This window comes from Haloferax sp. AS1 (genome assembly GCF_014530665.1).
Lineage (GTDB): Archaea > Halobacteriota > Halobacteria > Halobacteriales > Haloferacaceae > Haloferax > Haloferax volcanii.
The window spans coordinates 2,796,028-2,807,949 of sequence record NZ_SPSA01000001.1 but is presented as its reverse complement, the minus strand read 5'-3'; the positions used below and the strand labels follow the sequence as shown (position 1 = coordinate 2,807,949).

8 protein-coding genes, 1 pseudogene and 1 CRISPR repeat array are annotated in these 11,922 nt (G+C 59.4%); of the genes and pseudogenes, 8 read left to right on the top strand and 1 reads right to left on the bottom strand.

The genetic code is table 11. The features are described 5' to 3' along the window. Positions 1–1,330: 1,330 nt before the first annotated feature. Genes cas6 through cas2 form a run of 8 tightly spaced genes read left to right on the top strand, consistent with a single transcriptional unit; the run spans position 1,331 to position 10,610 of the window. Entirely contained in the window at positions 1,331–2,137 is an 807-nt protein-coding gene (gene cas6, locus E4P24_RS14800) for a CRISPR-associated endoribonuclease Cas6 (RefSeq protein ID WP_188148643.1), read from the top strand. Continuing rightward, a complete protein-coding gene (gene cas8b / locus E4P24_RS14795; protein WP_115862012.1) occupies positions 2,124–4,286 on the top strand; it encodes a type I-B CRISPR-associated protein Cas8b/Csh1 in 2,163 nt (720 codons plus the stop codon). Before cas6 ends, cas8b begins: the two co-directional genes overlap by 14 nt. Position 4,287: 1 nt before the next feature. Next, positions 4,288–5,367, top strand: a complete 1,080-nt coding sequence (gene cas7b, locus E4P24_RS14790) for a type I-B CRISPR-associated protein Cas7/Csh2 (RefSeq protein WP_115803829.1) — start codon at positions 4,288–4,290, stop codon at positions 5,365–5,367. A 1-nt stretch (position 5,368) separates the two neighbouring features. After that, positions 5,369–6,163, top strand: a complete 795-nt coding sequence (gene cas5b, locus E4P24_RS14785) for a type I-B CRISPR-associated protein Cas5b (protein ID WP_115803828.1) — start codon at positions 5,369–5,371, stop codon at positions 6,161–6,163. After that, complete coding sequence (locus tag E4P24_RS14780; RefSeq protein WP_188148642.1) at positions 6,163–8,808, top strand: CRISPR-associated endonuclease Cas3''; 2,646 nt, start codon at positions 6,163–6,165, stop codon at positions 8,806–8,808. Before cas5b ends, E4P24_RS14780 begins: the two co-directional genes overlap by 1 nt. Then, entirely contained in the window at positions 8,805–9,353 is a 549-nt protein-coding gene (gene cas4, locus E4P24_RS14775) for a CRISPR-associated protein Cas4 (RefSeq protein ID WP_115803826.1), read from the top strand. Before E4P24_RS14780 ends, cas4 begins: the two co-directional genes overlap by 4 nt. 2 nt (positions 9,354–9,355) lie before the next feature. Then, positions 9,356–10,348 (top strand): type I-B CRISPR-associated endonuclease Cas1b, encoded by a 993-nt coding sequence (gene cas1b / locus E4P24_RS14770; protein WP_188148641.1) that lies wholly within the window; start codon positions 9,356–9,358, stop codon positions 10,346–10,348. Between the two features lies 1 nt (position 10,349). Beyond that, the gene (cas2, locus tag E4P24_RS14765; RefSeq protein WP_115803825.1) at positions 10,350–10,610 is read left to right on the top strand and encodes a CRISPR-associated endonuclease Cas2; all 261 of its coding nucleotides are present in this window, start codon (positions 10,350–10,352) and stop codon (positions 10,608–10,610) included. Positions 10,611–10,711: 101 nt separating this feature from the next. After that, positions 10,712–11,658: a CRISPR direct-repeat array (repeat unit 30 nt; unit sequence GTTTCAGACGAACCCTTGTGGGGTTGAAGC). Between the two features lie 25 nt (positions 11,659–11,683). Here the strand turns inward: cas2 and E4P24_RS14760 are convergent. Next, positions 11,684–11,922 (bottom strand): annotated as a pseudogene (locus E4P24_RS14760) (ATP-binding cassette domain-containing protein); the annotation flags it as partial.

Here is an 11,922-nt window from a genome sequence, read left to right as displayed (position 1 = left end):
TAGTCGCGTCATACATCGTTGGTGCTCAAGAGTTTCAGACGAACCCTTGTGGGATTGAAGCGTTCGAGAGTGGCTTGTCCTTGCCGCCGGTCGTCCCGTTTCAGACGAACCCTTGTGGAATTGAAGCCCCGATATCTCCCGGTCGGAGTTCCGACGAATCGAGTTTCAGACGAACCCTTGTGGGATTGAAGCGACGGGATGCGGATGGTCGAGTAAATCGTCCCATAGGTTTCAGACGAACCCTTGTGGGATTGAAGTCGGAAATAGTCGGTTCTCGGAAGCTGTTTGACTACGGTTTCAGACGAACCCTTGTGAGGTTGAAGTGAGCCCGAGTGGACGGCCGTGCTTCTCAGTGGCGAGGTTCAGCAGAAGCCGTTGTGTAGAGAAACTGAAGCGGTTCGTCAGTAGAATCACTCAAATATTTGCATGGGACCAACCGCTGTTAAAGACCAACAATACACAATCCTGTATAGAACTTAGATTACTTCAGAGATAACCGGGATTTTGAGTTCGGATATAGATAGGATACACAGACGTGCATAGATATAAGTGAGTGGGGTAGTATAGGTTAAAGAGGGCGCTGTTGACACGCCCGGCCAGAATACCAGTTCCACCGGACGTGTAAACCAACCCGGCAACCAGTAGTTTGACTCAGGGCTGCACGAGCAGGCAGTTGCTCGTTGCCCCTCGTGAGTCTTATCTGTTTGGTTGCTAGGTAGCCCCCTCCGCAACAACGATGAACCAAACAACACATACAAAACGAGGTAAGGTGTGTGTCACCAATGACCAGTTACAACTCAGTCATAAACTAATTAGCACGCTTCGAGAGTTGGGTGCGACAAGTGGTTCAGACGGAGTTACTGTCGAGCGACTCCAATGTGTCCCGCACCTTCCTACTAGCGAGGTAGCTGAGCTTCTTGACCAACTCTACGAAGATGGGATCATTGAACAGGTCAAGTTAAACCCACACTACAAGGGGAAACCAAGTCGATGTAATTCGAAGACGACGTGGGCTCAGAAACCACGATATCGACTTCGTAAGTGACGACTTAATACCATGACCAGGGGTTTGGCTACCATTCCGACGGAAGCTCTATTACAGCCCCGGTTATGGCAATCAATACAGTCTCATGCGAGAGACTGGTATCCGTTGAACTCAAAAGAGATTGAAGCAGAGATAACCATCCAACAGGGATGGTCACCCAGATGTTTCAGACGAACTTCAGTGAGTCGCGACCCGTCAAACTACGGGCATAATTTTATGTCGAGGAGCAAACAATCACGGGTACAACAATGAGTAGAGAAGGAGGTATCGGATAACGTGCGAATCATGGCACACTTATCAGCGCGTTCCGATGCTGCGTATCAGAACGATTACCATCACAAGATCCGCGGGCGAATCTGGAACGCGCTCGATGGGACGGCCTACGGAGAACGACACGATTCCGGCGAGCCGCCGGGGTTCGCTTACTCGAATCCGTTTCCGCCTCGAAATATGCGGGAAGGTGACGACCGGAAGTTACTGGTCGCGTCGCCCGACGAGGAACTACTCGCAAACGTGGCGGCGAATCTGCTCGACGACCGAGAGTTCAACGTCGGTGAGATGCCGTTTCACGTCGACGAGGTAACATCCCTCGAACCCGACGTGGGCGAGCCAGGGACCAGGGGGACGCTCGAAACCGGGACCGGACTCCTCGTTCGAATCCCGCCGTGGCGGTGCGACGAGTACGGAATCGACCATCCCGGTGGCGATACTGCGACGTTCTGGCGGCCGGAACACACCACGGCCCCGCTTCGAGAGCAGTTGGAGGCGAACCTCGACCAGAAACACGACCGGTTCGTTCACGACCATCTCCCCGGGCCGAGCGAGGTCTCGGGCGAGTTGTTCGACGGCTACGAGCTATTGAAGACCTTCGCGCTTCCATTGACCGTGACCGAGGGACAAGAGATGACCTACGTCCTGAGCAAGTGGAAGTTCGAGTACACCGTTCGAGACGACGACCACCGAAGACATCTGAACCTCGCGCTCGACTGCGGACTGGGAGAGCGGAACTCGCTCGGACTCGGATTCATGAACGTTGCAGAGCGAACTCGTCCGGGTGAGACGATGGGAGAGGAGCGCGATGCTTTCGCCTAGCGAGTTTCGCGACCGATATCCAGAAGACGAGTTGGTCGACGACCTCCCGGATTCACCGGTCGGCTCGCTCCGCGATTTGCAGTACCTCTACGGGAAACTCTACACGCTCGCCACGACGGGTGGCGGAGAGTACGCCCCGTATCTCACACCGGATGCGGCACGGGACCTCGTAGACACGGACGACAGTCTCATCGTCGTTCGCGTCGATATCTCGGGAGACGAACCACAGCTAGCCGACGATGCCCGTGGGCCAGTACTGGTGACGCGGTACACGGAAGACCTGATTCAACAGGTAGGACACTCAAAATACCCGGCTGCGCGCGGAATCGACCACAGTATCACCCACCAAGCCGGGCGAAACAGCGACCCCGAAAAGCTCGCGCGATACGCCAAAGAACGGCTCACGAAATGGGCGACCGACGACGTCGTCGCGACTGCTGCCAGTGAACACCCGGACGGCTGGGTTATCGACCGTCTCGCTGAGCTTGGAACACGGGACGCTGCGCTCGAAGCCATCGAAGAAGCGGTCGTTCGGGCGTTAGGCGGCGAATCTGCAACCGCGCTGTTGACGGTCCAAGTAAAGACCGAACGAGATGGCGACTATCGATGGCCCGGCGACATCGCCGCGTTCAACGAGGCGATGCGCCAACGCAAACTATCGAAACTCGTCACGAAGAACAAGGCCGACGACTCGTCGGGAGACGCGACCGATATCGTAACCGGGCGACCCTCCCGAACGGTTGGAACCGCAGAAGATCCACAGAACTACTTCCTTGGCAAGCAACTCGAAAAGTTCCCGGGGCTGGATATCGAAAACGCGTGGCGTGCCCACCCAATCTCGGAGGACGCCGCAGTGACGGTGATGAACGCCGAGGCGTTCGTCGAGGCGTGTACGTATCGGACGTTCGGTGCGAAAGTGTACTATCTGCCGTATTTCTTCGGACGGCTGACGCCAGAGCGAGTGTATCGCCTCTACGAGATGCTGTGTAGTGCAGTCGAAGACGGCGGTGACGTGACACCAATCGAGCAGGCGTACATGAAGGAACGAGAACTCGACGACGCCGATACGAGGCTCCGGTTCTACGTCTCGGCGGTCATGCCACACCAGATGTCCAGGTACGACGTCTTCGGCGAAACGCTAAACGGCCGCTTACACTATCCGAAAGAACTCGCGTTCACCCACAATCGATTCGTCCGAGACGCGTCCGCGTTCAACTCGGACACCGACTGGACGGCACCACTCCCGAAAAACGACAAGTGGGGGCTGCTGTCGGTGAACGACGAGCAACTCCACGCGGTTTCGACGGGGTGGTACTTCTATCAGACGTTCGCAGAGCGGGACGACGCCGAAGCGGACGCGGACGACCCGCGAATCGAAGCGCTCGTGAGCGTACTGAGCGGGGACGCGATAGCCGTCGAAGTGCTGCTCGAAGAGTACGTCGCCCGAATCATCGACGGGGAGTCAGACGACGACTTCGAGGGGTTTCCGTCGTTTCTGGTCGCCAGCCAGTTTGCACAGCTCTGTGCGCTCGCCGATGGCGAACTCGAGCTGTTGAAGACGAACGACCCCGCGAAAAGCCAGATTACCCGCGAACCGACCTACGGGAGATTGACGATGCCAACACTAGACGAAATCCTTATCGCCGACGGGGGTCACCCCGCCGAACAGAAACTCGAATCGTTCATCACCGACACGCCCGCGCTCTCGCCGGCGCACGACGACGACGAAGACTCCGTGACCAGCGAGCGCCGGGGGGCGTTCCTTCTCGGTGCGCTCGTCGGAGACATCGGAAGTTACCAGGAGTACTCCGAGGACCGGTCCACGACGCTCGTCGACCAGTACCCGGTCAAGTCAATCACGCGAGCGCGAATCAAGAAAGTCACGCAGGAGACCGTCGCCAAGACCCTGACCTACACGCGCCAAGAAAAGAAGAAAGGAAAGAGCTACCCGGGGACGAAAGCCGAACACATCGTCGAACGACTCCGAGAGACGGTTCTCGACCCCGACCCCGACGACTGGGAGATCGACACCGACGATCTCCGCTTCTACTACGCCCTCGGCGTGACCTACGGCATGAACGACCATCCGGACTGGAACCAACAGAACAGCGACGCGAGCGACAAACGAACCACCGACGAGGAACACTAAGATGTCAGACACGAACGACGCCGTCACGAATCGCTCGGAAATCGTATTCCTGTACGACGCGGTCGACGCGAATCCGAACGGGAATCCCCTCAGCGGTTCTAATCGACCTCGAATCGACCCGCAGACTCAGCAGGCCATCGTCACCGACGTTCGGCTGAAGCGCTACCTCCGCGACCAGTTGGACGACGACGGCCACGGCGTCTACATCAGGAACGTCCAGCGCGAGGGGAACCAGTACACGCGGGGCGAACTCCTCGAAGACCGCCTCAAAGAAGTCGAACCGGACGAATACGACCTCGACGATAGCGACGAGGCAGAGCGGTTCCGAAACGACGTGTTCGGCGAGTTCCTCGACAACAGCGTCGACGTTCGATACTTCGGCGCGACGATGTCTGTCGATACCGACGACGTGTACGCAAAGCACCTCCCCGACCACTTCACCGGCCCCGTCCAGTTCTCGCCGGGGAAATCAGTACACGCTGTCAGCGAAAACGAGGAGTACGACAGCCTCACGAGCGTTATCGCCACGCAGGACAACAAACAGCAAGGAGGGTTCGACCTCGACGACCACCGAATACAGTACGGACTCATCCGGTTCCACGGACTCGTCGACGAACACGGTGCCGCCGACACGAACCTCACCGTCGGCGACGTCGAGCGACTCGACACGCTCTGTTGGCGAGCCATCAAGAATCAGACCATAAGCCGAAGCAAAGTCGGTCAGGAACCGCGGCTCTACTGCCGCGTCGAGTACGCCGACGAGAGTTTCCACCTCGGCGGTCTCGACAGGGACCTCGTTCTCGACGACGACCGTTCAAAGCCGGACGAGGAACTCCGGACGGTTCGGGACCTCACCCTCGAAATCGACGGATTCGTCGACCGACTGGCGGGCGCGAGTGCCCGGATTAGCCGGATTCGAATCGTCGCGAGCGACATCCTCGACATCTCGTACGACGGAGACGTGGGGAGTTCCGAACTCCTGTACGGGGCGCTTCGCGAGGCCGTGGGCGACGACGCCGTCGAGGTCGTCGACGTCTACGAGGAACACACCGAGACGCTTCCGACCGGCGACGCCGCATAAGATGGAACAGGAATCGTTGGACGAGTGGGTCGGTGACGACGGCGGGCGTCCGGACCGCTGTCTGTCGTTCACTGTCAGCGGTCCGTGGGGGCACTTCCGGCGGGTCGAGGGAAACGTCGTCAAGCAGACGTACCGCATCATCCCGCGGACGACGGTGGCCGGACTGCTCGCGGCCGTGCTCGGAATCGAACGCGACGGTTACTACGACCTGTTCGCGCCCGATTCGTCGGAGATTGCAATCGAGCCAGTTCGAGCGGTTCGAACGCTCAATATGCCGATGAACACGCTGTCGACCGCGAGCGGGAACTTACAGTCGCTCAACGGTCACGGGAAGATCAGCGTGAAGCTACCGAATCCGACGGCGCTCCGCCAACAACACAACTACGAGGTGCTCGTCGAACCCGCTTACCGGGTCGACGTGTGGCTCGCAGAAACAGAACGGTACAGGGAGCTTCGAGAGCTACTGGAAGCCGGGAAGTCACACTACGTTCCGAGCCTCGGTCTGTCGGAACACCTCGCAGAAATCGACTATCACGGCGAGTTCGATATCGAGTCAGGCTCCGAAGCCGGCCGAGTCGAAGTAGACTCCGCCGTTCCGAACGCGGTGGACGACATCGTGCTGCGGGAAGGGACGCGGTGCCAGGTGGAAGAATCGCCCGCGTTTATGCAAGCGGACGCCGGTGGCCGAACGACGACGGAGTTCACGACGTACGCGTACAACCCTGACGCGGAACCGCTGGTCATCGACGGTGTCGACAGCGTCGAGGTCGACGGCCGGAACGTGGTGTTCGTCTGATGCCGGAGCGGTACTCTCACCCGCCGAACGACGTTCACGACGGCGTTCCGCTGGTCGACCATCTCGGAGACGTCGCCGAGCGTGTCAGATACGTCATTCCGGCCGACGCGAAGACGCCGGCCGGAGAACCGCTCCGGGCGGTCGTCGAAACGCTCGCATACGTGCACGACTTCGGAAAGGCGACGACGTACTTTCAGGACTACCTGTTGCGGTCGAAAGAACCGAGATACGAGCAGTATCGCTACCACGCGCCGCTCGGCTCGTTCGCCGCGTACTACGCGCTCAGCACCCAGAACTTCGACTCGGAGACCTGTCTCGCCGGCTTCGTCGCGGTCGCAAAACATCACGGTCGACTCCCCGACGTTGCGGCGTACGTCTTCAGCCGATCGAACCGCCGCGAGAACGTTTCGCGGGGGAGCCAAAACAGTGCCGAGCTGCAGCAGGCGGCGATTGCGAAGCAGCTCAAAGACATCGACGAGCACGCGCCGGAACTCGCCCGAGAGGTGTTTCAGAGCGCGACCGACGGGGAGGGGTCGTGGTCGTCGTTCCGAGGGTCGTTCAGGGAACTCCTGACGGAAGTCAAAAGATCGACGGGGTCGAGCGCAACGACGATTAACCGTGAAACGCTCTCAGAGCGCTGTTACGGGCTTGTGTTGGAGTGTTGGGGGTCGCTGGTCCTCGCAGATAAGACGAGCGCCGCGGCGGCCGCGAGCGGTTCCGACGCGTCCGCGGGAACCTACGACGCAGAGAAGCCAACGTTCGAACGGCTCGACGAGTACATCGAGTCGATAGAGCGAACCGCCGACGCCGACCGAGACGGAAACCGGAGCGAGCGATTGAATTTCCTCCGAGCGAAAGCGAGGACGTCGGTCCTGTCGAATGTCGAATCGTTCGCCGACACCGACGGTGGGGTCGCGACGATCACGCTTCCGACCGGGATGGGAAAGACGCTCACCGGCCTGTCAGCGGCTCTCAGCGTTCGCGACCGAGTCGGTGGGAGGCGCGTGGTTTACGCGCTCCCGTTTACGAGCATCATCGACCAAGTCGTCGCCGAAGTCGAAGGGATATATCAAGTCGATACGACCGGGCGGTTGCTGACCGCGCATCATCATCTCTCGGAGGCGACAATCGTCGATGAAAGCGACGAGAGCGCCGACGAAGCGGACGCGAACGACGATGTCGCCGGGATGCTGGCCGAAAGTTGGCGCGCCGGAATGACGGTGACGACGTTCGTCCAACTGCTCGAAAGCCTCGCCGGACCGGCCAACAGGCAGTCGATGAAGCTCCCGGCACTCCGGGACAGCGTCGTCGTGTTGGACGAACCGCAGAGCCTCCCGTTGGACTGGTGGAAGTTGGTTCCGCGGCTCGTGAGAATGCTCACTGAGCAGTACAATGCAACGGTTATCGCCATGACCGCCACGCAACCGCAGTTGTTCGACGACGCGACTGAACTGGTCTCCGAACCCGAGACGTACTTCGAGGCGACGGAACGCGTCCAATACGAGCTTGACGACTCAACGACTCGGTATATCGAATCACGGGAAGAACCGAAATCGTATACCGAGGCGGCAAGTGCGATAGTCGACGAGACTGCCGAAGCCAATGGAACCAACAGCGACGAGGCTGGTGAAACAGAGTCGGTGCTCGCGATTTGCAACACTATCGACAGTGCACAAGCGCTGACGGCGCACGTCACCGAGAGCCTCTCAGACGCGATATCAGTCGGGTCGGTCTACGCCGACGTGCTCGAAAGCACCGACCGAGATAGTACGGACACAGAGGTGACGACAGTCGCAGAGCGAGTCGCCGACGCCGGAGGGCAGCCAGTCCTCCACCTCTCCACTCGATTACGTCCGGTCGACCGGCTTCGGCTCATCGAGACCGCGAAACTGCTCACCGAACGAAGTTGCTCGCTCGTCGTGGTTTCGACCCAGCTCGTCGAAGCCGGCGTCGACATCAGTTTCGACCGCGTCTACCGAGACCTCGCACCGATAGATAGCATCGTCCAGGCCGCCGGACGTTGCAACCGTTCGTTCGAGAGGGACCGCGGTCGCGTCGTCGTCTGGTGGCTCGAAGCGCCCGACGAACAGACGAAGACGCCGTCGGAAGCGGTGTACAACCGAGGAACGGCGCTACTCCCCGTTGCGACCGAGACGCTCGACGATATCGGTGGGGGCGAAGGCACGATTCCGGAAGCGGCGGTTTCGAAAACGGCCGTCGAAGAGTACTACCGTCGACTCCACGACGAGAAGAACGTCGGCAAAGACGCGTACGTCGAGTGCGTGAACGAGGCGAGAGCGGACGAACTCGGGGAGTTGTCGCTGATCGAACAACGGCGGAGCGTGGAGGTCGTCGTCTGTCGGACCGCCACTGAACGAAAACGAGTCGAAGCCGCCAGAGTCGCGTGGCGGGACTACGAGTTCGAGCGGGGACGCCAACTTATGGATAGTCTAAAGGAAGCGACCGTGTCGATTCCGATATATCGGAGCGATTCGGAAGAGGCACAGGCACTCAGCGGCTTAGCGCGTATTCACGAAGACACTGAAACGCGGTGGATCGACACGAGAGACGTCCGGCACGACAGTTACTTCGATTCGACGACCGGACTGGTTGCAGAGAGTAGCGTCGACAACCGGATATTATGACGACGAGCGATCCGGTCGACCGGCTACTCGCGACCGCACGGGGGGCGCCCGTCGACGAGCCGTTTCGCGTCACCGGAGTGATGATGCAGTACTACTACGTCTGCGAGCGGGAGCTCTGGTTCGAAAGCCGGAGTCTCGAAATCGACCGCGAGAACGCGACCGTCGTGAGAGGAACTCGGGTCGACGAGACCGCGTACGACGAAAAACGGGAGAGCCTCCGCCTCGGAATGATCTCACTGGACTTGCTCGACGACGGCCGAGTCGTCGAAGTCAAACCCTCGTCGGCGCTCACCGAGCCCGCCGAAATGCAACTGTCGTACTACCTGTGGTATCTCGACAGAGTCGCCGGCGTTCGTCGTGATGGCGTCCTCGCCCACCCGCGAGAGCGCCGCCGGCAGTCGGTTGAGCTCACGGAAGAACGAGCGAAAAAAGTCGAGTCGTCGATTCGTGCGATTCACGAACTCGTACGCCGACCTTCGCCGCCGCCCGCCGAGCGAAAGCCCTTCTGCGAGTCGTGTGCGTACCACGACTTCTGCTGGTGTTGACAATGGACAGGAACTATCACGTATTCTCCGACGGTCGACTCGAACGAAGCGACGACACGCTCAGGCTCGTCACCGAAACCGGCGACAAGAAGTACGTCCCGATAGAGAACGCGGAGGCGTTCTTCTTGCACGGACAAATCGACTTCAACACCCGACTGATGTCGTTTCTCAATCAGCGCACGGTCGCACTCCACGTCTTCGGCTGGGAGGATTACTACGCGGGCTCGGTGATGCCGAAGCGCGGGCAAACCTCCGGTCGAACGGTCGTCGAGCAGGTCCGTGCGTACGAGGATACCGACCACAGGCGGCGGCTCGCGGCGGCAATGGTCTCGGCGAGCATCCACAATATGCGGACGAACGTCGTCTACTACAACAACCGGAATCGAGGGTTAGAGACTGAGATTGACGATTTGGACGCCGCGTCGGCGCGCGTCGACCAGACGCGTCCGATTGACGAACTCATGGGCGTGGAAGCGACTGCCAGAAAGGCGTACTACCGGGGTTTCAATCAGATTCTCCCCGAAGAGTTCCGATTGGAACGCCGCGAATACAACCCGCCGCCGAACGAAGTCAACAGCCTGATTTCGTTCGGCAATGCGCTCGTCTACGCCAACTGCGTCTCGGCGATTCGCGCGACCGCGCTCGACCCATCGATTAGCTATCTCCACGAACCCGGCGAGCGTCGCTACTCGCTCTCGCTTGATCTCGCCGACCTGTTCAAACCCGTCCTCGCTGATCGCGTGCTGTTTCGACTCATCAACAGAAATCAGATTACTGCGAGCGATTTCGAGTCCGAACTCGGGTCCTGTCTCCTCAACGAAGGCGGTCGAAAGACGTACACGAAAGCGTTCGAGGAGACGCTCGAACGAACCGTCGAGCATCCGAAGCTCAACCGCAAAGTGAGCTATCAGTACCTGATGCGGCTCGAAGCGTACAAACTCAAAAAGCATCTGCTGACCGGAGAGGAGTACGAGCCCTTCGAACGGTGGTGGTGAAATGTACGTCGTGATGGTGTACGACCTCGAAGCCGAACGGACGCACAAAGCGCTCAAGCTTGGGCGACGCTATCTGACGCACGTTCAGAACTCCGTCCTCGAAGGCGAAATTTCAGAGGGTGATTTAGCGACGCTTCGAAACGAGGTCGAAGACCTGTTGAAGCCGGGTGAGTCAACGATTATCTACGAACTGTCTTCTGACACACTTCTCAACCGCTCGGTCTACGGCGACGACCCGACCGACGAGAAACGCTTCCTCTGAGTTTCCGTCGACCCCCCGGTCGGCTCGGGTTACTGACGGTCGACGGAACTTCTTTATCGTAGTCACCCCTCAGAGAGTCTGTGTCCTCGATATCGGACATGGTTTCAGACGAACCCTTGTGGGGTTGAAGCGGCAAGCCGGTCGAAATCGTGGAGCATGACGACCGTTTCAGACGAACCCTTGTGGGGTTGAAGCCCCGGCGGCGACGTGACGGCGTCGGTCTACGAGCAGTTTCAGACGAACCCTTGTGGGGTTGAAGCGAGCACGTCGGACGACGAGGACGGTGGAGACTCGTTTCAGACGAACCCTTGTGGGGTTGAAGCGACCCGTCGCAGGGCTGGATAACATCTGCAAGATAGTTTCAGACGAACCCTTGTGGGGTTGAAGCACGTTCTATGCCTCGGATAATGAAGTCGTTCTGACTCGTTTCAGACGAACCCTTGTGGGGTTGAAGCACGCAGATGATCGCTCCGATTGCGGTCAGGGTGTGTGGGAGTTTCAGACGAACCCTTGTGGGGTTGAAGCCACTGCTCGCGCGGATTGAGCAGATCTGAAATGAGTTTCAGACGAACCCTTGTGGGGTTGAAGCTGCGAGCACCATCAACGGCTTCGTCGAAGACGGCGGTTTCAGACGAACCCTTGTGGGGTTGAAGCAGTCAGGCGGTGAGAAGAAGCATTTAATAGAGAATCGTTTCAGACGAACCCTTGTGGGGTTGAAGCGGCCACGAGGGGTTGCCGATGACCGTCCGCCGGGGTGTTTCAGACGAACCCTTGTGGGGTTGAAGCTGTTGCGGACCCATCTTGTGACCCGAGTCGTCCCACGTTTCAGACGAACCCTTGTGGGGTTGAAGCCTGACTCGAATACCGCTCATACACAAGCGTGTAATCGGTTTCAGACGAACCCTTGTGGGGTTGAAGCCGCAACCAACGCTGGCCTTGCGGGGACCTATTGCAGTTTCAGACGAACCCTTGTGGGGTTGAAGCATGTTCGCGGACTTGGTCGCGTCCGGGAACGGCTGTTTCAGACGAACCCTTGTGGGGTTGAAGCTCACGCAAAGGCTTCTGGGGGGTGGCTCGCGGTTGAGACAGACGACGCGCCGGGCGTGGTCGGTGACTGCGCCGAGGTCGTGGTCGATGAGGAGAATCGTGATGCCCTCCTCGTTGAGCGATTCGCGCAGGTCGTAGAAGGCGTCGACCGACTCGACGTCGACGCCGCCGGTCGGCTCGTCCAAGACGCGCAGGTCGGCCTCGCCGGCGCGCGCGCGGGCGATGAAGGCGCGCTGGCGCTGGCCGCCCGAGAGCTTCGTCACCC

What these genes read in the sequence shown, in the direction of transcription:
- cas1b (WP_188148641.1), top strand. Translation starts at nt 9,356, where the DNA reads ATGGACAGGAACTATCACGTATTCTCCGACGGTCGACTCGAACGAAGC.
- cas5b (WP_115803828.1), top strand. Translation starts at nt 5,369, where the DNA reads ATGGAACAGGAATCGTTGGACGAGTGGGTCGGTGACGACGGCGGGCGT.
- cas7b (WP_115803829.1), top strand. Translation starts at nt 4,288, where the DNA reads ATGTCAGACACGAACGACGCCGTCACGAATCGCTCGGAAATCGTATTC.
- cas4 (WP_115803826.1), top strand. Translation starts at nt 8,805, where the DNA reads ATGACGACGAGCGATCCGGTCGACCGGCTACTCGCGACCGCACGGGGG.
- cas8b (WP_115862012.1), top strand. Translation starts at nt 2,124, where the DNA reads ATGCTTTCGCCTAGCGAGTTTCGCGACCGATATCCAGAAGACGAGTTG.
- cas2 (WP_115803825.1), top strand. Translation starts at nt 10,350, where the DNA reads ATGTACGTCGTGATGGTGTACGACCTCGAAGCCGAACGGACGCACAAA.
- E4P24_RS14780 (WP_188148642.1), top strand. Translation starts at nt 6,163, where the DNA reads ATGCCGGAGCGGTACTCTCACCCGCCGAACGACGTTCACGACGGCGTT.
- cas6 (WP_188148643.1), top strand. Translation starts at nt 1,331, where the DNA reads ATGGCACACTTATCAGCGCGTTCCGATGCTGCGTATCAGAACGATTAC.